The organism is Thalassotalea sp. PS06 (assembly GCF_007197775.1).
GTDB lineage: Bacteria > Pseudomonadota > Gammaproteobacteria > Enterobacterales > Alteromonadaceae > Thalassotalea_A.
This window is the reverse complement of sequence record NZ_CP041638.1, coordinates 962053-985292: the sequence shown is the minus strand read 5'-3', so window position 1 is coordinate 985292 and position 23240 is coordinate 962053. Positions and strand designations below refer to the sequence as shown.

The 23240-nt window shown below is 43.5% G+C and carries 20 protein-coding genes and 1 other RNA gene; 2 read left to right on the top strand and 19 right to left on the bottom strand.

Going from position 1 to position 23240, the window contains the following annotated elements; translation table 11 throughout:
* Positions 1 to 30 precede the first annotated feature (30 nt).
* The 9 genes from cysD to FNC98_RS04265 form a co-directional block, all read right to left on the bottom strand.
* Positions 31 to 930 carry a sulfate adenylyltransferase subunit CysD gene (gene cysD, locus FNC98_RS04305; RefSeq protein WP_143580105.1) on the bottom strand — a complete coding sequence of 300 codons (900 nt, stop codon included), beginning with the start codon at positions 928 to 930 and terminating at the stop codon, positions 31 to 33.
* Between the two features lie 214 nt (positions 931 to 1144).
* Positions 1145 to 2407, bottom strand: coding sequence for a tetratricopeptide repeat protein (locus tag FNC98_RS04300; RefSeq protein WP_143580104.1), 1263 nt, complete (start codon positions 2405 to 2407; stop codon positions 1145 to 1147).
* Positions 2407 to 3033, bottom strand: coding sequence for an energy transducer TonB (locus FNC98_RS04295; protein WP_143580103.1), 627 nt, complete (start codon positions 3031 to 3033; stop codon positions 2407 to 2409). The genes FNC98_RS04300 and FNC98_RS04295 overlap by 1 nt, the downstream gene beginning before the upstream one ends.
* A 1-nt stretch (position 3034) precedes the next feature.
* Complete coding sequence (locus FNC98_RS04290; RefSeq protein ID WP_143580102.1) at positions 3035 to 3439, bottom strand: ExbD/TolR family protein; 405 nt, start codon at positions 3437 to 3439, stop codon at positions 3035 to 3037.
* Positions 3440 to 3451: 12 nt separating this feature from the next.
* Positions 3452 to 3976: a MotA/TolQ/ExbB proton channel family protein gene (locus FNC98_RS04285; protein WP_143580101.1), complete on the bottom strand. Its 525-nt coding sequence runs from the start codon at positions 3974 to 3976 to the stop codon at positions 3452 to 3454.
* Entirely contained in the window at positions 3976 to 5325 is a 1350-nt protein-coding gene (locus FNC98_RS04280; protein ID WP_143580100.1) for a MotA/TolQ/ExbB proton channel family protein, read from the bottom strand. The genes FNC98_RS04285 and FNC98_RS04280 overlap by 1 nt, the downstream gene beginning before the upstream one ends.
* Entirely contained in the window at positions 5325 to 6107 is a 783-nt protein-coding gene (locus tag FNC98_RS04275; protein WP_143580099.1) for a DUF3450 domain-containing protein, read from the bottom strand. Before FNC98_RS04275 ends, FNC98_RS04280 begins: the two co-directional genes overlap by 1 nt.
* A gap of 1262 nt (positions 6108 to 7369) precedes the next feature.
* Positions 7370 to 8293 carry a class I SAM-dependent methyltransferase gene (locus FNC98_RS04270; protein WP_185968053.1) on the bottom strand — a complete coding sequence of 308 codons (924 nt, stop codon included), beginning with the start codon at positions 8291 to 8293 and terminating at the stop codon, positions 7370 to 7372.
* 156 nt (positions 8294 to 8449) lie between these two features.
* Positions 8450 to 11080, bottom strand: a complete 2631-nt coding sequence (locus tag FNC98_RS04265) for a TonB-dependent receptor (protein WP_143580097.1) — start codon at positions 11078 to 11080, stop codon at positions 8450 to 8452.
* A gap of 570 nt (positions 11081 to 11650) precedes the next feature.
* Between FNC98_RS04265 and FNC98_RS04260 the strand changes: the two genes are divergently transcribed.
* Complete coding sequence (locus FNC98_RS04260) at positions 11651 to 12424, top strand: TSUP family transporter (protein ID WP_143580096.1); 774 nt, start codon at positions 11651 to 11653, stop codon at positions 12422 to 12424.
* 14 nt (positions 12425 to 12438) lie between these two features.
* A complete protein-coding gene (gene priC / locus FNC98_RS04255) occupies positions 12439 to 13053 on the top strand; it encodes a primosomal replication protein PriC (RefSeq protein ID WP_143580095.1) in 615 nt (204 codons plus the stop codon).
* A gap of 62 nt (positions 13054 to 13115) precedes the next feature.
* On the opposite strand, the gene ffs is transcribed toward priC, so the two are convergent.
* The 10 genes from ffs to FNC98_RS04205 all read right to left on the bottom strand — a co-directional run bounded on the left by ffs (position 13116) and on the right by FNC98_RS04205 (position 23165).
* Positions 13116 to 13212, bottom strand: an RNA gene (gene ffs / locus FNC98_RS04250) — signal recognition particle sRNA small type.
* 467 nt (positions 13213 to 13679) lie between these two features.
* Positions 13680 to 14270: a lysophospholipid acyltransferase family protein gene (locus FNC98_RS04245; RefSeq protein ID WP_143580094.1), complete on the bottom strand. Its 591-nt coding sequence runs from the start codon at positions 14268 to 14270 to the stop codon at positions 13680 to 13682.
* A gap of 24 nt (positions 14271 to 14294) precedes the next feature.
* Positions 14295 to 15170 (bottom strand): DUF3014 domain-containing protein, encoded by an 876-nt coding sequence (locus tag FNC98_RS04240; RefSeq protein ID WP_143580093.1) that lies wholly within the window; start codon positions 15168 to 15170, stop codon positions 14295 to 14297.
* 296 nt (positions 15171 to 15466) lie between these two features.
* On the bottom strand, positions 15467 to 16111 hold the full coding sequence (gene maiA / locus FNC98_RS04235) for a maleylacetoacetate isomerase (RefSeq protein ID WP_143580092.1): 645 nt from the start codon (positions 16109 to 16111) through the stop codon (positions 15467 to 15469).
* Positions 16112 to 16170: 59 nt separating this feature from the next.
* The gene (locus FNC98_RS04230) at positions 16171 to 17157 is read right to left on the bottom strand and encodes a fumarylacetoacetate hydrolase family protein (protein ID WP_143580091.1); all 987 of its coding nucleotides are present in this window, start codon (positions 17155 to 17157) and stop codon (positions 16171 to 16173) included.
* A 338-nt stretch (positions 17158 to 17495) separates the two neighbouring features.
* Positions 17496 to 19046: a transcriptional regulator TyrR gene (gene tyrR, locus FNC98_RS04225; protein ID WP_143580090.1), complete on the bottom strand. Its 1551-nt coding sequence runs from the start codon at positions 19044 to 19046 to the stop codon at positions 17496 to 17498.
* A gap of 108 nt (positions 19047 to 19154) precedes the next feature.
* Positions 19155 to 19496: a 4a-hydroxytetrahydrobiopterin dehydratase gene (locus FNC98_RS04220; protein WP_143580089.1), complete on the bottom strand. Its 342-nt coding sequence runs from the start codon at positions 19494 to 19496 to the stop codon at positions 19155 to 19157.
* Between the two features lie 3 nt (positions 19497 to 19499).
* Positions 19500 to 20303 (bottom strand): phenylalanine 4-monooxygenase, encoded by an 804-nt coding sequence (gene phhA, locus FNC98_RS04215; RefSeq protein WP_143580088.1) that lies wholly within the window; start codon positions 20301 to 20303, stop codon positions 19500 to 19502.
* Between the two features lie 391 nt (positions 20304 to 20694).
* Positions 20695 to 21726, bottom strand: a complete 1032-nt coding sequence (locus FNC98_RS04210) for a YcjF family protein (protein ID WP_143580087.1) — start codon at positions 21724 to 21726, stop codon at positions 20695 to 20697.
* Positions 21723 to 23165, bottom strand: coding sequence for a YcjX family protein (locus tag FNC98_RS04205; protein ID WP_143580086.1), 1443 nt, complete (start codon positions 23163 to 23165; stop codon positions 21723 to 21725). Before FNC98_RS04205 ends, FNC98_RS04210 begins: the two co-directional genes overlap by 4 nt.
* Positions 23166 to 23240 lie beyond the last annotated feature (75 nt).

The following is a 23240-nucleotide window of genomic DNA, read 5'->3' as shown; positions in this document are numbered from 1 at the left end:
AAGCTCGTGCTAAACAGGCAGGTTTACACTCTAGAAATAGCCTTCCATTTTTTTCTTCTCCATCGAGCCCGAAGAATCGTGATCAATGACTCGTCCCTGACGTTCAGACGTTTTTGTCAGCAACATTTCCTGAATAACTTCAGGTAAGGTCGTAGCTTCTGATTCCACAGCGCCAGTTAGTGGGTAACAACCCAGGGTACGGAAACGAACCATTTTCTGTTCAGGCACCTCACCTTCATGTAATGGCATACGATCATCATCCACCATGATCAAGGTACCATCTCTTTCTACCACAGGACGTTCTGCAGAGAGGTATAAAGGTACAATCTCGATATTTTCCAGGTAGATATACTGCCAGATATCTAATTCAGTCCAGTTAGATAATGGAAATACGCGGATACTTTCGCCTTTGTTTACTTTACCATTGTAGGTATTCCAAAGCTCTGGGCGTTGGCTTTTCGGATCCCAACGGTGGTTTTTATCCCGGAACGAATAAACGCGTTCTTTCGCTCGAGATTTTTCTTCGTCACGACGTGCTCCACCAAAGGCAGCATCAAACTGATACTTATCAAGGGCCTGTTTAAGAGCCTGGGTCTTCATGATGTCGGTATATTTAGCACTACCATAATCGAATGGGTTTACATTAGCTGCTCGCCCCTCTTCATTAGTGTGCTTAATGAGTTCCATACCGTATTTCTCAGCCATGCGATCACGAAATTCAATCATTTCTCTGAATTTCCATGTTGTATCAACATGCATTAACGGAAACGGTGGCTTGGCAGGGTAAAAAGCTTTCATCGCTAGGTGAAGCATTACCGCAGAGTCTTTACCTACAGAGTACAACATCACAGGGTTATCAAATTCAGCGGCGACTTCCCTGATTATGTGAATAGATTCAGCTTCCAGCTGTTTTAGATGTGTTAAGTTCATGGGTAACCGATATTGTTATTGACGTCAATTTATAGGGTTAGAATTATTCCACAGCAGCGAAACTTATACTACTACCGTGTGTAAACAAATTACATCATTCGTGTATAACTTATAGCTTAAAAATAATGTTAGAGCGAATGCTTTAAAGAAATATTATCAAGAAATAAAAAACCAGCCATGCGGCTGGTTTTTAGTTTAAATCGAAAAGATAACGTTAAATCTTAACGTTTTTACGATCAGCAGTATCTTTAATGTACTGAGCCCAGCTGCGTGCAGCTCGTCTTGATTTTGGATCTTCCTGAGCTTTTTTGATTGCAGCATATGCCTGCTTAAACTTCTCTTGATAGAAGTAAGCTTCAGCCATTGTCATATACACAGCACCTTTGTTGTCTATGTCTAGGTCAATCGCTTTTTGCAAAGCTTTAGTCGCAGCATCATATTGCTCAGATTGTTGCAATAACATGCCTTGACGACGGTAATGCTTAGGGTCGTTAGACAACTTAGCTGTATCACCGAAGTATTTCGCGGCTGTTTTTACTTCCTGAGCTGCGTGGAACGAGTTCGCCATAGTGAACATGTTCTCGCTGGTACGAGGAATTAATCCGTTATCAATGTACTTTTCCATCAGCTTCGCTGACTTAATTGGTACATCGTTGTTAGCGTATAGGTTTGCTAACATTTTGATTTCAGATTCCTTCTCAAGGAAGCCTTGCTTGTAAGCCAGGTCAAGTGTGTAAAGCGCACGGTCATAATCTTCAACCAGGGTATAGAACATACCTAATTGCGTCCACCATGTTTTGTTCTCAGGGAACAATTGCAATACATCTTCCAGAACCTTGACAGACTCAGGATACTTTTTACGCTCATAGAAAGACGTAAGTTTCAAGATATATGGGTTCTGATTTGGCTCTTCGTATAAAGCGATTGCTTTATCGGCAGGCTCAATCATTTTATCCAATTCTTTTAACTCATAATGAGCTTGAGCAATCTTGACGTAAGTATTTGCATCTTCTTCGCCAGTGTATTTCATCCAAGCGTCATAATTGGTTAACGCTTCGCGATACATCTTTTGTTGAATTTGCAGATCCGCAAGAAGTTTGATCGAATCTGAGTGCTCTTTGTCATTCAGAACATCGTCTTTCGTCGCTTTCTCAAGATACTCAATCGCTTTGACGCTGTTGGCATCGCCGCCTTTCGTCGCATACATATTCGCAATAAAGCGATCGACATAAGCTCTGTCGTACTCTTTGGTGGTTTCAATATCAAGAAGAATTGCTAACGCATCATCGATACGGTCTTCAGAATAGGCTTCAAACGCTTTCTGAACCTTTTTACCGACCGACTGACCAACGATCTTGGTCTTTTTCTTCTTCTTTTGTTGCTGTTGCTCAGCAGCAGCGACTTGCGTCGCTAGCGGCAGAGTTGCAGTGGCTACAAAAGCAACCAGCATGGATGAGCCAATGATTTTTTTAAGCATTATTGAGCACCTCCGTCCTGATTCATCTTGAAGTCAAGTTGAACCGTCATACCTGGTTGTTTGATAGGCTTACCATCAACGATTTTCGGCTTGTACTTCCACTTACGTAGAGCACGTTTTGCCTCTTTGTCGAAAATACGCTTAGGCTCGGCTGCGATAACGGTAACGTCTTCAACGCCACCTACTTCGTTAATGGTGAAGCTAAGCTGTACCCAGCCTTCTTTACCATCACGAGCAGCCTGAATCGGGTATTTAGGCTCGATTCGAACGATAGGCGTTGCTTCACCATCTCGGCCAAAGCCTGCACCTGGGGCATCCATACCGGCAGATGTACCGGATAACTCTACGCCAGGGACGTTAAACGCCAAACCATTGTTGTTATTACTCGTATCTGGCTCCGGAGCCTGAGGCTTCGGTGGAACTTTTGGTGGCGGTGGCGGTGGCGGTGGCACACGTTTACGTTCCTGAACATTTGATTTAGGCGGCGTAGACACGATGTCAATAATCACTTGTTCCTGATTATCAGCGTTACGCTTGGCGCCACCAGAGATCAAAAATGCCATAAACACAAACAGACCAAAGGTTACAGCCACGCCCAATAGTATTGATACTAGAAAGCGAACCATATTAAGCACCTGTTGCTGCAGCAATAGAAATCTTATCGATTCCTGCATCCTTAATTGCATCCATAACTTTAACAACGACACCGTGACGAGCGCCTTTATCTGCCTGGATGATTACAATATCAGTTGGTTGTTCAGCGAGTAGTTTTTCAAGGTTTGCAGAAACTCGTTCTACATCAACTACACGCTTGTCCATCCAAATCTCACCGTTTTCACGAATAGCTATGAAGATGTTCGCTGACGGTTTCTTAATCGCATTAGCCGCTGCCGGCTTTTGCACATCGATACCAGCTTCCTTCACGAAGGAAGTGGTTACAATGAAGAAGATAAGCATGATGAATACGATGTCGAGCATCGGCGTCATATCTATCGCTGCTTCTTCCCCTTCACGAATACGTTTACGTGCCATTAGAAACTCTCTCTAGTGATGAGGCAAGCTGTCAACAAGCTTCGCCTTGGCCATTTTCACCTTTGCATCCAAACGAGAGCTGAAAAATACTCCCGATAAGGCTGCAACCATACCGGCCATGGTCGGAATTGTTGCCATCGAAATACCTGCGGCCATCAGGCGCGGGTTACCTGTACCTTGTACAGCCATAATTTCGAATACTGCAATCATACCAGTAACGGTACCCAACAAACCGATAAGGGGACACATAGCTACCAAAGTTTTAATGGTAATCATACGTGCATCTAATATCTCTGCCGCTTCAGAAATCCATGCATCTCTAATTCGATGTGCATACCATGACGTTGTGTCAGTACGGGCGTCCCAACGCGCGATAATATCACGCTTCATTTTTGGGTAGACCGAAGTCAGAAACCAGTACTTCTCAATCATCAAAATCCACATTAAGAAGAGTGCCAAGGCGACGAAGTATAATACGAAGCCGCCTGTCGCAATAAATTCCCTGACAGATTCCCAAAGTTCTATCAGGAACAACATTATTGTTTCTCCTTCTCGGCGATTGAAGCTACGATGCCCGCGCTTTGCTCGTCAAGGATGTGGAAAATAGTTTTAGCACGACCAGCTACGATGCTGTGTACAAGGATTAGAGGCAATGCAGCGATTAGACCCATAGCAGTTGTTACAAGAGCCATAGAGATATCACCAGCCATGATTTTCGGGTCACCCGTACCGTAAAGCGTGATTGATTGGAACGTACCGATCATACCAACAACTGTACCTAGTAGACCTAATAGAGGCGCGATTGCAGCGAAAATCTTGATGATGTTGATACCACGCTCAACCTTCGGTGTCTCACGTAAGATAGCTTCATCCAGTTTCAGTTCAAGAGACTCTGCATCGATGTCTTTGTTTTCTTCGTAAACCGTTAACATACGACCTAGAGGGTTGTTAGTTTTAGGTTGTGAAGTGTTCTTAAGCTGCGCTTTGATCTTCGCACCAACAGCGCCCAAGAATACCATACGCTCGATAGCGATTAGGAAACCCAGGATAAGTACTGCAGTGATTACATAACCAACGGTACCACCTTGGTGATAACGCTCAGACCACGTAGCTTTTTGCGTCTCTAGCTTAAGAATCTGACCTTTTGAAGGGTCAATGAATAGAGGCGCATACCCAGAAGTGTTATCCAGGAAAGGAGCAACATCGCCTACAGCAGTGTCAGGTTGCTTACCTAGAGGTTGGATTTGCTTCTGTACGTCGTTGTAGTTCAGGTAACCCTGGTCTGAAAGAAGGTTGAATGAACCAACACGAGTAACAGACTGGTTAGCTTTACCACCGTCAAGCATAGTAACTTCGGCGTCAAACGTAGAAACTTTGCCTGACTCAGTCATTTCAGTTTGCAGTGCAAACCATAGTTCTTCTAGTTCAGAAAGAACCGGAATTTCTTTGGCGTTTGCAAGCTTGTCAAGAACCGCTTCGCGACCCGGGTATTCAGCACTTACGATTGAAGTAGCGATACGGCCGTATGCGTTACCTGATGCACGACGAACAACACCGAACATCTCACCTAAGTCACCTTTAGCAGCTTCAAGTTCAGCTTCTTTGGTGGTTAGCATAGTTTCGTTATCAGCAAACTGTTTGGTTAAACGAGCGTTGCGATCTTTCTCAGCTTTTAACTCAGCTTGCGCTTTGTTTAGTAGAGCTTGTTTGTCAGCACGAGCAGACAAGAATTCTTGTTCACGCGCTTTATCGATTTTAGCTTCCGACACACGGTCAGCTTTAACTTGCTTTAACAGGTCGTCAAGAGTGTTCGCAGAAGCTACAGACATACCCGCTGTTAATGCTAGAGTTGCAGTGATTACTGCGCTTTTAATAATCGTTTTCATTATTCACCAGCCCCCGCTGCATATACTGGTAGTTTAACTAGATCAGGAGCAGTTTGTTTACGCGCCATACGAATTGCTTTTGTGATTGGGCTTAGGTATTCATCTTCCAAAGCTTTCCACTCACGGTTGCTGTGATCCCAGATCCAAGCGTTTTTCAAATCAAGAGATTGAGCGACAAGAACGGTACGCCCCATGTGAACGAAGTCGACAGTGATGTTAGTACCTTCAAATTCAAGGTCGCCCTGGTAAGCAGAGAACATTGAACCGTAATCGGTTTCAATTTCGTAAGCTTCAAGAACCAAACGGAATTGCTCAGCGACAGAGATACCCTGACGGCTCATCACGTCTTTAAGACGTTCTAAACGCTCAGTACGGTCTTTCAGGTTAACCGGGATGTCTAGTTCGATGAATTGCTCAAGAGATTCGATCATCTTGTACATTAGAGGAACAACACCTTTCTTGGTTTCCTCGATTGTACCAATTTGACGCTCCAGAGAGTCGATACCAGCTTGCTGGTCGTTAACCAAACGCTGAACGTGATCGTTATAAACTTTCAAGTTTTCAGTTTCGTCAACAACAGTGCGGTACTCAGCTAGTAATTCCTGAGTTTGCTCATAGATGCCGTTGATCTTTTTCTGAGAGTTAGCAGAAGCTTTAATAATTGCAGCTTCACCGTTTTGAAGTTCGTTCAGGCTGGCAGCGGAAGCGAAATTGCTACCTGCCAAAGCCATGGCGCCAACAATCGACGAAGCGATTAGGCTTTTCTTGCTTATTTTGGACATAGTTCCCAACCAATTGCTATTTAACTTTATCACTACCAATAAATGGCGGTGCTGAATATCGGAATTCAGTGCTCAGTTGTTTTAAAAATAGAAACACAATCTTGTTAACCTCATTGCAACAAACGCGACAACCAAGTTCCCAAAATTGTTATTTCTATTCTGCTTTTTTTAAAAATACAGCTGTATATAAGACAATAGCTTGACGTTAAAGTCAAACATTTTGCTTTGCTCACACTTAGCGCTTAAAAAATAACCTTTTTTTGCGTTTTTTTTATTAATATCTGTCAATAAATACACAAAAACTTTAATGACATAAACCTTTTTTACTAAGTTGTTCGTAGTAAGTCAAATTTAAATAGAACTGTGTCTGTGGGATTTATACAGATTTATCTGAAAATATCCGTCAAAAGGTGCCCATATATGCACTCACTGCTGGTTAACTCTAGTTTAACAAACAGCCTTTTGCTAAACAGATTTGGCGGAAAATAGATTAAAGATTGGGATTATTATGAAGTGTTGTTTACGAGTCTGAATCGTTCTTAACCTGATTGGATTTTTAAATTGAAATAAAGCTCTACGTTAATAGCAATCACGCCCCCTGCAGGTAAACATATCGATTAACTCTTAAACACCACCAAAAATGTTAAACATACAAGGTTCATTTTAGCATGATATTGAACCAGATGAGATGCGGCACAACGGCAATTTCAGTAAACTCATCTTCTCTGGAAATAAAAAAGCGCCGGAAAATCCGACGCTACTAATACAATATCCAGAATTAGAATTTCATCGTTAAACTAAACTGGAAGTATTGACCGATAACGTCATAAGCTTCTGATACGGTGTTAATACCCGTACCACCACTTGCGAAACCCTGACCCGCGAAAGGCGGCTCTTTGTCAAACAGGTTCTTACATTAATCGTCAGACTTCTGGCCTTTATCGTCATCGTAACCTGTTGCCATGGTAACGCTACGCATATCCCAGCTTATTACCAACGCTCATGTTGCCAACGATTGGCCATACACTATTGAATATAAAACTAGGTTATACCAATCCCATTAAATTATTGCTCACTCAGTGAGAATTTAAAGGCTTTTAGACAAGGCATTGATTGCAGAGAATGGTTATTCCGCTCTTAAAATGAGCCAAAATCAGTAACGTAGTCCAAACGCCTTTGAAACTAACCCGTAGGGAGTTAGTGAGAGACCCATTTACGGCCCTAACTCTGAGTTGTGCACAAACTTAGTGGGATTGGTATTATCAGTCAGAGACTTTGCTACCCGCAATCCTCCAGGCGAGTAACTGACCATTGTTGTCATAAACTTCACTAAAAGTAGAAAGTACCAGGTTGTGTTGTTCACAGGCTGAAATAATTTCTGATTTTCGTTTATCGGAAATTGCTGCCTGAGATAAATCGGCAAGCCGCATCATTGAGCCGGCTAATTCCTCTTTAAACTTGGCAAAATAGCGTTTTTGCAACGTGCTGTCCGAAGTCGATAGCACCGCCTTTGAAAACATTGGAAAATAGGTTGCAATGAATGCGGTTTGATCTTCGGTTAACAATGCCTCTATTTTCTTATTAAGCTTCAGGCGGATAGACTCCGATTTTGGGCTACCTCTACCACTTCGAATAAGCTCTTTTGTAAGGTTTTCTAGCAATGACAATGCACCTTTATTTTCGTTAAGCTTTCTCGACATGTCTAAAATCTGAGTATTGGGCTTAACTATAATCGAATCCGGGTGATGACAAATAAATTGAAACTTTCCGCTACTCGACAGAATGCGTGACACTTCCGAGAACACTTTTTTAATCGCACAGTATTCAATACCAAATTGCGAGATCACCCAGGATTTGGATTCTGAAGTAAAAGGCATATTGGTAGCGTCTATTTTCCCCTGAATGGAAATTTTACCTGAATAATCGTTAATCGAACCAGGTAACGCCACGTCAGCCAGATCGATTCCCACCATTTCGGGCATGTCATCGCTGTTTATGCCTTGGCAAGCCAGTTCAAGCAGTGCACCGTTTCCGGTGCCAATATCAACGAAAGAATCTTGGTTATTCGCCTGTTGAAAAACGTCCTTCCAGACATTTTTTAATGGCCCTTCATAATTGTGTGCGAGGTCCTGTCCAAAAGAAGTTAAATGCCCCTGCTGCCAGTATTGGCTCCAGTAATTGCTCATGATGTTTCCTGAAATTTTAACGCTGCGTTGACCAAACATAAAAATATTAGATCAAGCTTTATGGAATTGTGATGTAGATAGTAGTCGTAGATACGGGTCACAGAGATAAAAAAGGCCGCATAATGCGGCCTTTTATTAGCTTAAACTAAGCAGTTCTTAGAACTTGATAGAGTAGCTTGCACGGTAGTCACGACCAAAGTTGTTGTACAAGTTTTGGTCGGTCCACTGACCGATTGAGTTAAGTACTGGATCTTCGTCAGTTAAGTTAGCAACTTGAAGAGTTAATGCACCCCACTCACCCGCATCGTAGGTGAATGTAACGTTGTGGATTAACCAGCTGTCTAGCTTACCGTCTTTAGTTAGCTTGTTATCAACTACACGAGAAGACTCAGAAGTAGAATCCGTGTAGTTAGCAGTCCAAGCTGCTGAGAAGTCGCCTAAAGACCAACCTAGCGTAGTAACAGACTTGTACTCTGGAGCACCTTCAGTACCAGCAAAGTTGAACTCATCACCGTAATCAAAGATGAAAGAGTTAACCGTGTTGAAACGGAAGTCACCGAAACCAGTTTCGAAACCTGCGTTGAATGTTACGTCAAGACCTTCGACGTTAAGTGTACCACCGTTGAAGTAACCAGTACCCGCTTCGATTAGAGCACCACCTTCAGAACGGATTAGGTAGAAAGTTTCGTCAGAAACGTCTGTACCTACTGGAAGTGCAGTGATTTCACCCTGATCTTCGTCAGTTAGTAGACCTTGAACAGTCTTAGTCGCGATTACGTCATCGATTGACAAGTTGAAGTAATCGAACTTAAGACCCATGTCATCAGTAATATCCCAAGCAAGACCAACGTTAGTGTACTCAGAAGTTTCAGCACCTAAGTCTGGGTTAGACTTATAGTATGTATCGAACTGACGTGAAGGACAATTGTCAGGAGCAACACCGTTTTGCTCACACAGACGGTAATCTGTAGCGGCTTCCGCAGAGAAAGTCGTTGCTGCGTTTAGTTCGTCAAGACCTGGTGCACGGAACGCTTCAGAGTAAGAAGCACGTAGTACAAGACCGTCTAGAAGTTCCCAACGTACAGACGCTTTAGGAGCAAGGTTGTCACCGAAGTCAGAGTAGTCATCGTAACGAGCTGCTACGTTAACTTCGATAGAGTCAGTTACTGGGATAGCTGCTTCGTAGAAGAATGCAGTGATATCACGCTCACCGGCAGCAGAGTTACCTGCAGAACCACCGATTAGACCAGCTTCAGACTGACCGTCATAAGTATCAGCATAAGTCTGCTCCATGTACTCAGCACCAAAGTAGTGGGCAATTGCACCAGCTGGAAGTTCGAATAAGTCGAAACCGATACCAGCGTTGTACTGATCAAATGAAGAGAAAGAATTCTGTAGAGTCGTTGCTTTCATGTTAGCAACACCTTGCTCAGAACCTAGGTCGATGCCGTTAGCTTCGTTGTAAGCTAGACCACCGTATGATAAGTAGTACTCACCAACAGATTTGTTGTCAGCGATATTTTTGTGGTAGTAAGCTTCCCAAGTAGCGTTACCCCAGTCTAGTTCACCACGTAGACCAGTTAGGTAATCTTGGCTGTAATCGTCAACGTTACCGTCACGAGTACCGATACCAACCCAACGGAACAGACCGTATGCACCATCAACACCGTAAGGGTTATTAGGGTTGTCAGCAGACATACCAGGCCATGGAGCCGCTGGTGGAGCGTAACGACCGAAAGAAGAGTTTTGTACGAACATTGCACGGCCGAACCATTCTACGCTGTCAGCAACTTCATAGTTAGCGTCAACGAATAGAGTGTTACGGTCGATAGAAGCAGTGTTGTAAGAAACGTTTGCGTATGCGAATGCACAAACTTCACCTGGGTAACCAGTACCATTTTCAGCGGCCATTTTCTTGAATACGTCATCACCGTACTCAGCGATTAAGTCATCACAAAGAGGAGACGCTTGGATTTCAGAGAAATCAGGTGCTAGTACAGAAGCACCGTACCAAGACCAACCATCAGTATCTGCAGTGTAGATATCGATTTGACCGTTACCGTCAGTATCTTCTGCGCGAGCAGCAGTGTAAGGACGAGCACCGTCTGAAATACCTAAACGCTTCTGGTGATCGAATGCAAAGGTGATGTTACCTTTGTCAGTTGAGTAACCACCTAGGATTGAGAATTCACTTGAAGTAGTGCCTTCGTCCTGATCACGTTGACCAACACCAACGTTGAACTCTAGACCTTCGTAGTTCTTCTTAAGAATGATGTTAACAACACCGGCAATCGCGTCAGAACCGTAAGTAGAAGATGCACCGTCAGTTAGGATTTCGATACGCTCTACAGCAGCGAAAGGAATCGCGTTAAGGTTAGCTGCTTGACCACCAAGCGTTGGAGAACCAGGCATACGCTTACCGTCTAGAAGAACTAGAGTACGGTTAGAACCAGCACCACGTAGGTTAACTGTAGCTTGAGACTGAGCAGAGCTACCAGAACGCTCAGAGAAAGAACCGAAAGAGTTGAATGAGCTACCACGTAGAGCATCAGCTACAGTGAAGTTACCTTCAACTTTGATGTCTTCTGCAGTCATAACGGTTACAGGAGAAGCACCTTCAAGGTCTGTACGCTTGATGCGTGAACCGGTAACTTCAATACGCTCTACTTCATCTTCTTCAACTACTTCGTCAGCTGCAAAAGCATTTGCAGAGATAGCAGCAGTTGCGCTTGCACCAAACATAAGGGCAAGACGAACTGATTTAGCAAGTTTATTATTGCTATACATGTTTACTCCCTGGACCACTTTAAGTGATTCGATTGTTAGAAATCAAAGCTATATTGCTTTGTATTTATTTTTATAATTAGGCCTTACGACCTGATCTGTCGGTCTCGATATTAAACCGATCAACTCAAACAGGTCAACTAGTTAAATCACAATCTGATAAGATTTTTTACAAATTGTCGCCAATTAAAAACATTTTCACTCACTAAAACTGCATAAAATCCACCCGAAACTAGATTTTTATTGACTAATAGCGATGTTAACGAATGTTTACAGAACCCCCTAAAAACCTAACAACTGTATTTAACACGTTGATAAGCAGTAATAAAATGAGCACCTGTTACTCATGAATGTGTCAGATTAATATATTTCAACTGTTACCTCATATTCACTGTAAGAAATATGTTAAAACGTGCAAATTTGTACAATAACCCCTTAACTTTGTAATTAGTTTTGGTGCTTAAAGGTGAAACTGATACAATTTTACTTTGTTTTTTATCACCCACGAAAAACACAGTGCAGCTTAAGCTTCGCGGTAACATTGTCGGGTTCATCATTAACTAAGGTAGTTTTTTGGAACTTTTTTCAGACCCGACATTGTTGATTACTTTATCCATCGTCGGCTTACTCGCCGGATTTATTGACGCGGTCGCTGGCGGCGGCGGGTTACTGACCGTCCCTGCCCTGTTAACTTCGGGTTTGCCTCCGCATGTTGTGCTGGGCACCAACAAGCTGTCAGCGAGCTTTGCATCTTTTACAGCATCGTTGACATTTTTCAAGAAACGGCTTTTTAACCCGCTATTTTGGGTTCAGGCAGCAATAGCAACAGCCATTGGCGCCATTTTAGGAACATTAGTAGTAAACATGATAAGTGCCGATATGCTTGAAAAAGTGCTCCCCCTGATCATTTTACTTTGTGCCCTCTACACCCTCATCGTAAAAAGTACCGCCGAACAGATAAATCAATTACCCGAAAACACCAGGGCATTGAAAATTAAGCAGTGGCTACAGGGTTCGATATTAGGGTTTTATGATGGTGTAGCTGGACCTGGAACCGGAACATTCTGGACGGTATCTTCACTGGCGCTATATAAGATGAATATCCTTCTCAGTTCGGGTTTGGCCCGTTCGATGAACTTTGTCAGCAATTTTACCTCCCTTATCACCTTCATTTATCTGGCTCAGGTAAACTATGCCATCGGCTTGTCTATGGGGCTGTTTATGATTTTAGGAAGTTGGTTGGGGGCGCATTCAGCGATTCGATTCGGCAACCGGTTTATTAGACCCATTTTTATCATTGTGGTAATCATAATGGCTGTTAAGCTGGCATATGACGCCTGGATATAAATAAAGAGTAAGCGATGCAATCCCAGATCAAGCGATTACAACAACTGGTTGAACAGTTGATAATTGATGCCAAAGCGGCCGACCAAAAAAACAAACAACGCAAATCCCATTACTATCTGCAACGCCAAGCTCTATTTGACGACAGGTTATTTACTAAATCCTTTGATACCTACAGCGGCTATATTCCGGGCATTCAACAAAAACTAATTCATCTGGACAAATTACTCGCCAAGGGCCAGCAATCATTGAGTTATACCTTGCTAGAGCAATTGCAACAGCAAATATCGGCGTTAATTACCGCTATCAAAGCCAATGATTCAAGGCACCAAGATAGCGACTATCGGTTAAATCGAAGGCACCGTATCAGCCAGAAACGGATGAAAAACTTCACCGAGCGGGTAATGCAACCAACCAGAGCGTTATATGAAAAGCTTTCCGAGTATCAGGGGTTTGAAAAACGCCTCGAACAAATGCTTTTTGATGAGCAAGCAAAACTTAATAAAGCTGCGACCCAGGATAGCGAGCTACAGCAGAAAGTGCTCACCTTGCACCAGCGTCTTGGTAGGTGTCGTCAGGCCATCGCTAAAATAGAAACGCAAATTGAACAACAAGAAAAGCGCTCTGTTTAATAGATGACATTAGCGGGGAGATATTAACTGCGTTGTAAAACCAGAGAGGAAATTGGTGGCCCCTCCCCCAGCCGCATCCCGGCACATGAGTCGTCTGCTGCGGTTGCTTCCTTCCGGACCTGGCCGAGTTCACAGAGTATCATTGCGGGAGGACCGAGAGAGGCACCTCAGAAGCCGCCTAAAGTGTTAAGCAGCGACGCGCATTATCCGCAATCAAGGCCTGCCATGCAAGCCTTAATCGATAAATTGAGAGAAAAAATTAACGCGGCTAAAGTGCCACAGATTTATTGTCCAATCCGGCAGCTATGTATCGGTGAGATATGGTTAGTTAGCCACTGTGGCGAGTCTTATACCAATCCCATTAAATTATTGCTCACTCAGTGAGAATTTAAAGGCTTTTAGACAAGGCTTTGATTGCAGAGAATGGTTATTCCGCTCTTAAAATGAGCCAAAATCAGTAACGTAGTCCAAACGCCTTTAAAACTCACCCGTAGGGAGTTAGTGAGAGGCCCATTTACGGCCCTATATTTCATTAACATAGAATGACTATATCAATAAAATCTATGTTGTAAATGAACCTCGGCCCTAACTCTGAGTTGTGCACAAACTTAATGGGATTGGTATTATCAGAAGCAGTGAGGACGCCTGGCGTTTTCGGCATTAAACAAAGCTTTTATATCTTTCAATTGCCCTTCTACATCTTCACCGATGTGGTAAGTTGGGTGGAAAATAATGCGTTTGCGCTTAAAATCGAATTCTACCGGAAGTACCGGAATTTTCGCGTCTCTGGCGATAAACATGAAGCCTTTCTTCCATTCCTTGACTTTCTTTCGCGTACCTTCCGGGGCAATAACCAGCATAAGTTGTTCACGACTGGAAAATTCATCGACCATTTGCCCGACCACACCATGTGGGGCGCTGCGATCAATGGCGATACCACCAAGCTTGCGCATCCACCAACCTAACGGCCCTTTGAATAACGCATCTTTACCCAGGAAACTGACTTTAAGATTAAGAGCCCATTTTACCGCCAGGCCTACCATGAAATCCCAGTTCGAGGTATGCGGTGCAACAATAACCATTAACTTGCTCTCGTTAGGAAATGACCCCTTGAGTTGCCAACCGGCGAGATCCAACGACTTTTTGCCAAGCCATTGGCTAAGGCCGCCTCGGGTTTGTGGAACATTTTCGGGAATAACCGGGAAGGAGGTACTCATAAGTCCATTTCTCCTTAAAACATACTAAAGGTTCAGACTATTCTTAAGCTGAAGCACAGCAGATTGCAACTGTAACAGGTTTTCTTCGCCCATTCGAAGCAACAGCTTATCTGCATCCGTCAATGACTCCAGTGCCTCGTCTTCGAATTTATAGACCACGTCTAGTTGTTTCAGCACAGGGCTTTCAAGGGGGTATTCAATCGCCAGTATACGAGCAAACACCTCTTCGGTAACGTCCTCGAAGTTTCGTTCCGGATACCCAAGTTCTTGATAGGCTTCTTCAAAGAGTGGTAACAATTGTTGATAGATGGTGGTTAAATCTTCCGGTTCAAAACTGTTAAGAAGTTCGATATAACCAGTGTACCTGGCATAATTTTCCGGACTGATTACAAATTCGTTTTCTTTAATTTGCGAGGCCTGGAATTTTCCTTCCGGCGGATATACCGGAGCATCCCTAAGTGCGAGATCGCCGCGAGAAAAATTATCTGCGAAGACCACAGTCCGGCGAATGATATCGCTTGGTACCAAAACATCGAGAAGCTCAGGGGTGGTAGTAACTTCACGAATCAGCGAAACCGTTAATTCATCGCTGTTATCTAATTCCGGCAGGACATTAGATTCACTATTTTCCGCCTCTACCTGAGGTTCAGGTGTTGGAACCGGTTCGCTTGGCTCTTCAACAGGCTGTACCTCAATTTCATCTAGCTCCTGTATTTTCGGTTCAGGCTGGAGCTTTTCATCTTTTAAGTCGACGATTTCCGGCTGTGGGCGGCTGGTTGGATTATCGATGTACAGCATGTAATAAGCAGCGCCGATAATCACCAGGACGATGATAAATACAATAATGCCTACCGGTGCAGATTGCTGCTCTGGCTCGTTTTGTTGTTGTTCTGTGCTCATTTATACCAATCCACTTAACGATGAGATCGATGAACTGATTTGTGAATGTTACCCTTCCGAGAATTTGCTAAGTGAGCAGAAATTAATGTGGAATGGCATTACCCCACCGATCAGAATTCGATGATACTGATAAATTACTTACGGTTTATAAAATACTACCCTATTTTATTAGCTTAGTTAACGGTGGAAAAAAGGAAAATGAAAAACGACAGATAACCATCAAATCAATGAGTTATACCAATCACACTAAGTGAGCAATAATTTAATTTGATTGGTATTAACTATCTAAAGATAATCTAAACCGTTGCGTCCGGCTGATTTTCAGGAATGGCTTTAATAAAAGCGTCTAGTTGCAGACAATTATCATTTATCTGTTGGATATGCGGGAAAGGTGATAAATCGACGTTAAAGCGATTGGCATTGTAAACCTGTGGAATCAAACATAAATCGGCCACAGTAATTTGATCGCCATAGCAATACTTACCTGCGGTCTCAGCCAATCGTTTTTCCAGACTCCGAAAACCGACTTCTATCCAATGCTTATACCAGGCTGATTTTTGCTCTGCTTCAGCCGATAATTCCTCGCTTAAATAATTTAACACCCGAAGATTATTTAATGGGTGCAGATCACAGGCGATGTCCAAAGCAAGTGCCTGCACTTCAGCTTTTTGCTCTCGCCCTTTGGGGTATAACGGTGATTGTGGGTATTTATCGTCAAGATAGTCGAGGATCGCCATTGATTGGTTGAGCTTGAAATCTCCATCGATTAACGTCGGCACCAACTCATTTGGATTTAGTGAAATGTAGTCAGGGCTATGTTGTTCGCCGCCATTTTTTACCAGATGAACCGAAATCAGTTGATGTTCAAGCTCTTTAAGATTGAGAGCAATGCGCACACGATATGCTGCCGATGAACGCCAATATCCGTATAAAGAAAGCATGTGTCACTCCTCGTTAAGAGACCAGAGTTTGCGCTCTGGTCCTTGGTGTGTTTTAGATATTACTTCTTATATTCAACGACCGTCTGATCAATGGAACCAAAAATTGAGTCGCCATTAGCATCGAACATTTCAATGCGGACTTTATCACCAAATTGCATGAACGGCGTTGATGCCTGACCGTCGGCAATAATCTCAAGCATGCGTTTTTCTGCTAGACAGCTCGAACCTGCACTGCGGTCATAATTAGAAATAGTGCCTGAACCGACAATACAGCCAGCACCCAAAGGACGAGTTTTTGCGGCATGGGCAACGATAGTTGGAAAGTCAAAGGTCATATCAACGCCGGCATTTGGCTTACCAAATAGCTCATCGTTTAAATGCGTAACTAGTGGCAAGGCCAGTTTTTTACCGTTCCATGCATCACCAAGTTCATCAGGTGTTACTGCAACCGGAGAAAACGCGCTGGATGGTTTTGACTGGAAAAAACCAAAGCCTTTTGCTAACTCACCCGGGATCAGGTTCCTTAACGATACGTCATTTACTAACATCAACAATTTAATGTGTTGCTCTGCTTCATCCGGGGTTGCGCCCATCGGCACGTCATCGGTAATAACAGCGATTTCTGATTCAAAGTCGATGCCCCACTCGGTGGAACCCATTTCAATATTGTCACGTGGGCCAATGAATGCATCGGAACCACCTTGATACATCAACGGATCGGTCCAGAAAGTTTCTGGCATTTCGGCATTTCGCGCTTTACGAACCAATTCAACGTGGTTCACATAGGCACTTCCGTCAGCCCATTGATAGGCACGTGGTAACGGCGATTCACAATCTGCCTCAACAAAGTCAAAACCATCCGCACGGTTTCCAGAATTAAGATCTGCATATACAGACTCTAATTTTGGCGATAATTCTGCCCAGTTATCGATAAGTGCCTGCATAGTAGCGGCAACATCCGCAACGCTTACTGCTTTGCTTAAATCACGAGAAACGACGACTAACTGGCCGTCACGCGTATTGTTTTTTAATGTTGCAAGTTTCATTTAGATATCTCTTCCACAGATTACGGATTATCAAAGATATAGGGATAAACCCGACGATAATCGTTAGTTATGATAATTGAATATATTGGGGCAAAGTGTACGTGAAAACACTAGCTTGACCAAAATAGCTGAGGTGCGGTTGTAGCCGATAATGTGCCTATATGTTTACGATTCAAAACGGCATTTCGTAAACCAAAGTATACAAAAAAGGGAGCAAAAACTTTCGAAAACGTCCTCGTCGATGTTAATCATCCCCGATAACCTGTTAGTGACAGGGTTATCTCCCTCGACGGAGTCTCCCTCTAAAAAAATAACGAGGCATCAGCCTCGTTACTTAACTAGATTTTAACCGTCTTCTTATTGATATTATATTCACGCAGCTTATTGGCAATGGCGGTATGGCTCAAGCTGAGTTTTTTCGCCAATTGCCTTGTACTTGGGTATGCAGGATAAAGCTTTCTAAGCAGGTCGGCTTCGAAACCTTTCACCGCATCTTCCAGGGTGCCAGTAAATTCTTGTTCCAGATACCCATGATCACGGGTAAAGTTTGGCAGTTGTAAATGCTCGATACTGATCGTGTCCCCTTCCACCAATGACGCAGCCCGAAGAATGACATTCTCTAATTGGCGAACGTTACCCGGCCAAGGATAGTGTTCCAAAAATTCCCGGCACTCTTCGTCAATAAACATTTCACCACGATGGTTAAGCTTTGCTGATTTACTCAAAAACGTCTCTGCCAGAGGGATAATATCCGCTCGGCGATCACGTAATGCCGGAATCGTGACTCCAAGAACGTTTAATCGATAATACAAATCTTCGCGGAATTCACCTTTTTGTACCAGTTCCAGTAAATCCTTATTGGTTGCACAGATGATACGAACATTGACTTTGATTTCGTTTTCATCGTCAATGCGACGGAAGCTGCCGTCCTGGAGAACACGAATCAGTTTGGTTTGAAGTTTAGGTGACATTTCCGCGACTTCATCGAGGAAAACACTACCGCCATCAGCCAAATCAAAAAGACCTTTCTTATTCTGGCCGTCACTAAGGTATTTACCAAATAACTCGGTTTCTGCCGCATCATCGGGCAATGCTGCACAGTTAAGCACCATAAATGGACGATCACTGCGATCGCTGGCATTGTGGCAACAACGAGCCAAAAGCTCTTTACCGGTTCCGGTTTCCCCCTGAATTAGCATTGCCGAATCGAGGCCTGCCATACGGCGCGCTTCGCGAATAACTTTGCGCATTTGCGAGGAGCTTGCCTGAATACCAACAAAGTCATTACCCTTAGGATGCTTAAACGCGCTTATTTGCTGACCAAGTCGCGCTTCCGATTTCAGCATTAACAAGGCACCGGTAAATACCTCTTCACGGTCTTCCCCTGGCACATAAATCGGTAGGATATCGGCAACATAATCTTCATCATGCAAACGCAATTTTCGGGTATGGGGAAGGATCTCACCACTATCGAGATATTTGGAGAAGTTAAAGCCTTTAATAAAATGGCTGATCGGCTGACCAACAATTTCCGCTTCGCTTTGACCAAGTTTTTGCTCCGCTAATTCGTTCAGACCATAAACATTGGCGCGAACATCAATAGAGATCAGAGGATCGGGCAGGGTTCGAACGATGGTTTCCAGCAGGTTATGCTCTCGCTCTGAAGGCATGTGAGTGGTGGTTTTGACATCAACGACACCATCAACCAATCGCAATTGCGGCATGAAATCCTGCAACTGCGAAAACTCCAGATCCGGTATATGAACATAAATCTCACCAGACTCAGTGATGGCATCAATGCCTTTTAAATTAATTTCTCTTTCGACAAGAATGGCTAAGACTTCCTGAGCGATACCTACACGGTCCTGACACGTAATTTGTAAGCGCACGTTGCGATTCCTAAAGGGGGCTTTGACTGTAAACCAAATTTTACAAAAAAAAAGCTCCACATGGGAGCTTTTTCTTTCGATTGCTTAAAATTGTCGTGGTAACGGTATTTAGGACAGTAATTCGTCGGTTTTAGCGGCACAAATAAAATCGTTTTTGTGCAGACCATGAATCGCGTGTGTCCACCAGGTAATTGTCACCTTGCCCCACTCTAATAAAATCGAGGGGTGATGGAATTCTGCTTCAGCAAGCTCTGCCACTTGATTGGCAAATGCCAATGCCAGCTTGAAGTTTTTAAACTTGTATTCACGCTCTAACATCATTACGTCGTCACGAACGACCGGAACCCAATCTGGAATTTGTTTGATTAATTGTGCTAATTCTTCTTCGCTTACTTTCGGCGCATCCGCGCGACAGGCTTCACAAACCTGAGTTTTTAATTGTTCTGTCATGAGTTAACTCGCTTGTTGAATAATTTTTGGGGCAAATAATGGTTCGTGTAAGCCAAGCTGTTTGGCTTGTTCTACGAGCGCCATTAAGTCCAGATTACTGATATCGTCCAATTGATTAATATTTTCCAGGAGGAAATAAATTGGCTGCATGATGTCAATGCGATACGGAGTCCGCAATACATCAAGCACATCGAGAGGTTTGCGCAACGGGCTTTCATCATGCATCGCGTATTGTGTCTCGCCGGGAGAGGACAAAATACCGCCGCCATAAATTTTTAAACCGTTCTCGGTTTGCAATAACCCAAACTCTACCGTAAACCAGTATAGACGGGCTAAAAATACCCGGTCTTCTTTACTGGCATTCAGGCCTAACTGGCCATATGTCTGGGTAAAGTTGGCAAACGCCGGATTAGTTAATAAAGGACAATGGCCAAATATCTCATGAAAAATATCTGGTTCTTGTAAGTAATCGAATTCCTCTTCACTACGAATAAAGGTGGCGACCGGAAATTTTTTCTCGGAAAGTAGTTTAAAAAACTCGCCAAATCCTATTAACGCCGGAACCTGGGCACACTGCCAGCCGGTCGTTTGTCTCAATACCTTACTAACTTCCTCAAGTTGTGGTACGCGGTCGGTGGGTAAATCCAGTAATGCCAAGCCGTCCAGGTATTCCTGACAAGCTTTGTCCTGGATACAGTCTATTTGTCGCGCATAAAGCTTTTGCCAGATCCGATTTTCTTGTTCGGTCCAGCTAATAATGCCATTCTCGTCGGCTGCTTTTGACACATATTTTGTGTTCTTAGCCATATTAAACTTCTATTCCTATCTTGTTGCCCTGATGTTTCAGGTTTATTGGCAAACCTCCTGAGGTATCGAATTATTTTGTTTATAACTGAGATCTAAGGATCTCAGCAGATACAGGGGGTTTGCGACTTTATGCTTTAATAGTAAGAAATGTCCGATTAGAAGAGAAACGAATTGGGTTTGATGATTTTTATAGGCTGTAAGGAATTAGATACACCACACTGAAGCGCCTGTAAAACCAGCAGTTATCAGGTTTCTGGATTTGCAAGCATGCGCGAGTTTTCGATAATTTATTAACCCGGTTTAGGCCTGATTGTTGATATTCCTGCCTGGTTAATGAATTCGCCTTCAACCAATTTATCAACCAAGTAGGTAAGACTACCGCACACCGATATTATTTTGCAGCCGCTTTGCTCATTAGTTGCCTGACTTGCCCGACTATCTGGCGACGAACTTGCTTTATGCCCGGAGGATTTTCCACAAAGGGAACCGGACGGCATAATTTAATGGTGCGAATACCGAGTTTCGCGGTAAGCATACCGGCCCCCAGACCTTGTGCTAAGCGGGTCGAAAGTTTACCTAACGTTTCTACCCCCAGCATGTCTACACCGATATCAGCAATGATTTCACTGGCACCGGCATAAACCATATTGACGAATACCTGCTTAATCAGGCTAATTCGACTCCAATAACCAAGGCGAATTCCGTATAACCCGGCAACTTTATCGAGCATTCGCAGATTACGCCACAATAGTACCATCATATCGACGAGGGCAATGGGGCTAATGGCGACCAGCACAACCGCTTCGCTAGAGAATTTAGCTACCTGCTCCATCGCCTGTTTATCTACTTCCGATAAAACCTGCCTTGAATAAAGGGTAACGACTTCTTCATCATTTAAATGCTCACTGAGGCTATCCAGCCACTGTTGATGCAAGGTCTCAACACTATCGATTGGCAGTCGTTGCGTAACGCTCTGGCAAAACTTGCGACTATCACCCTGCCCCTGGTGCTGTAAAAATGCTTCGGCCTGATGTTGATAGTTTTGTTGACGGCGATATTGACGCAAGCCTTTGAGTTCTTTGAATAGGGTTAACAATGCGATAGTGCCAATGGAACCGGCAAGTAACGCATATACACCGGTGATCAAAGGTGAAGAGGCAAAACCGGATATAAAAAAATCCACTAGTTCATAAGTCACAACGCCGGCAAAACTGACACCGGCAATGCGCCATAGCCAATTCGGTCGTTTTTTCGGCAGCTCTTGTTCGTGGTCTTCAAAGATTTCATCCACCGCCTGCCAGGCTTCTTCCGGTAAGATCACAGGAGTGTCAGGTTGCTCAGATTCGGGCGATTTTGTATCGCTATTGGAAAATAATATCTGTTGCTGAAAATCAGGTTGTTTAAATTTATCGGACTGGCTCATTTCAGTTTATCTCCCAATAAAAACTGCAATACCTGATCAAGGCGAATGTGAGGCAACGCCTGATGCTCATCAACCGCTTGCATCGGCTTAAACTGAATATAGTTAAAGGTATTCTGACTGAAGAAACTTGGTTGCGGTAACTTTGCCGGTACTGAACCTGGAAACAAAGTGATAACTTGGTTGTTATCAAGACGCTTGCCTTTTAATACCGGCAGCTCTTTACCCTGATATTCACTCTTGCCTTGCTCAGTGCATTGTATCGAGGCAATCGATAAGGTTTTCATTTTGATACCATCAAAACTGAGTAATTTTTTCGCCTTGATAATCACCTGTTCAAGCAGTGTCGTCATATTCTGGTGTTGATCACTGGTAACATGATCGGCCTTTGTCGCCGCAAACAGAATACGATCTATCTTAGGTGCAAATAAGCGTCTGAGAATATTCGATTTGCCATAAGAAAAACTTTCCATGATTAAGGCAATAGCCTGTTGTAAATCGTTAAACGCCATTGGACCATTGGTTAACGGTGTCAGGCAGTCAGCGAGAATAATCTGGCGGTCAAAATTCACAAAATGCTGTTTGTAGAATTTGCCAACAATGGCATCCCGATATTCCTGATACCTTGCCTCACACATTTTCACCAGGCTTTGCTGATCAGCATTGCTTATGTCCTGTTCGGACAAGCGGTCGAAAAATGGAAAAGGTACAAATTGCAAAATTGGTGCCCCTTGATGCTCTCCCGGCAGAATAAAGCGCCCCGGTTGAATCACCGACAGCCCAAGTTCGTGACGGTATCTCAACAACAATGCGGTGTACTCTTGTGCCAATTCCGCCAACTTTTTTTCGCCCAAAGCCGCGAGAGGGTCTATCTGCTCAACCTTTTTCAAAAATGCTTCAGCAAATGCAAAGCGGGGTTCAGAGGTCAAAAGCTCAGTCATATATTCTGACCATTGACGGTAATTTTGCTTGAGCATGGGTAAATCTAATAACCACTCACCCGGGTAGTCGGTAATATCTAAATATAAGGTCGACATTTGCGACGCATATTTAAGCATGGAATCTTGAGGTGTATAGCGAATCGCTAAACGAATTTGTGAAATACTGCGAGTAGGCTCAGGCCATAGCGGTTCTTCCTCACCAAGTTTTGCCATACCCGCATCATAATCAAAGCGGCTGATTTGTAAGTTTGGTTGTGGTACGCGTTTCGCGGCGATAAACCGGCCCTCATGGACGGCATTGAAAAAACTTAACGGTTTACCATGCCCTTCATTCACTAGTTGATTCACTAACGAGGTGATGAAAGCGGTTTTCCCACTTTGACTCAAACCCGTCACGGCAAGATTAACGTGCTGATCCAGACTGCGGTTTAACAGGTCACTGGCGGTGGACTGCACTTTATGTTTCAGCGCAGACAGTTTTTTTCGATTAATGATTGCCATGGAATAATTTTGAGCTTAGGGACTAACTATTTAATGTATGTGAAAAAAATAGTGTTGAAAAGAAATGCTAGCGTA

Bases quoted from the DNA above. Each gene is read 5' to 3' on its own strand.
- cysD (WP_143580105.1), bottom strand. From the start codon at position 930: ATGAACTTAACACATCTAAAACAGCTGGAAGCTGAATCTATTCACATA.
- FNC98_RS04300 (WP_143580104.1), bottom strand. From the start codon at position 2,407: ATGCTTAAAAAAATCATTGGCTCATCCATGCTGGTTGCTTTTGTAGCC.
- FNC98_RS04295 (WP_143580103.1), bottom strand. From the start codon at position 3,033: ATGGTTCGCTTTCTAGTATCAATACTATTGGGCGTGGCTGTAACCTTT.
- FNC98_RS04290 (WP_143580102.1), bottom strand. From the start codon at position 3,439: ATGGCACGTAAACGTATTCGTGAAGGGGAAGAAGCAGCGATAGATATG.
- FNC98_RS04285 (WP_143580101.1), bottom strand. From the start codon at position 3,976: ATGTTGTTCCTGATAGAACTTTGGGAATCTGTCAGGGAATTTATTGCG.
- FNC98_RS04280 (WP_143580100.1), bottom strand. From the start codon at position 5,325: ATGAAAACGATTATTAAAAGCGCAGTAATCACTGCAACTCTAGCATTA.
- FNC98_RS04275 (WP_143580099.1), bottom strand. From the start codon at position 6,107: ATGTCCAAAATAAGCAAGAAAAGCCTAATCGCTTCGTCGATTGTTGGC.
- FNC98_RS04270 (WP_185968053.1), bottom strand. From the start codon at position 8,293: ATGAGCAATTACTGGAGCCAATACTGGCAGCAGGGGCATTTAACTTCT.
- FNC98_RS04265 (WP_143580097.1), bottom strand. From the start codon at position 11,080: ATGTATAGCAATAATAAACTTGCTAAATCAGTTCGTCTTGCCCTTATG.
- priC (WP_143580095.1), top strand. From the start codon at position 12,439: ATGCAATCCCAGATCAAGCGATTACAACAACTGGTTGAACAGTTGATA.
- FNC98_RS04245 (WP_143580094.1), bottom strand. From the start codon at position 14,270: ATGAGTACCTCCTTCCCGGTTATTCCCGAAAATGTTCCACAAACCCGA.
- FNC98_RS04240 (WP_143580093.1), bottom strand. From the start codon at position 15,170: ATGAGCACAGAACAACAACAAAACGAGCCAGAGCAGCAATCTGCACCG.
- maiA (WP_143580092.1), bottom strand. From the start codon at position 16,111: ATGCTTTCTTTATACGGATATTGGCGTTCATCGGCAGCATATCGTGTG.
- FNC98_RS04230 (WP_143580091.1), bottom strand. From the start codon at position 17,157: ATGAAACTTGCAACATTAAAAAACAATACGCGTGACGGCCAGTTAGTC.
- FNC98_RS04220 (WP_143580089.1), bottom strand. From the start codon at position 19,496: ATGACAGAACAATTAAAAACTCAGGTTTGTGAAGCCTGTCGCGCGGAT.
- phhA (WP_143580088.1), bottom strand. From the start codon at position 20,303: ATGGCTAAGAACACAAAATATGTGTCAAAAGCAGCCGACGAGAATGGC.
- FNC98_RS04210 (WP_143580087.1), bottom strand. From the start codon at position 21,726: ATGAGCCAGTCCGATAAATTTAAACAACCTGATTTTCAGCAACAGATA.
- FNC98_RS04205 (WP_143580086.1), bottom strand. From the start codon at position 23,165: ATGGCAATCATTAATCGAAAAAAACTGTCTGCGCTGAAACATAAAGTG.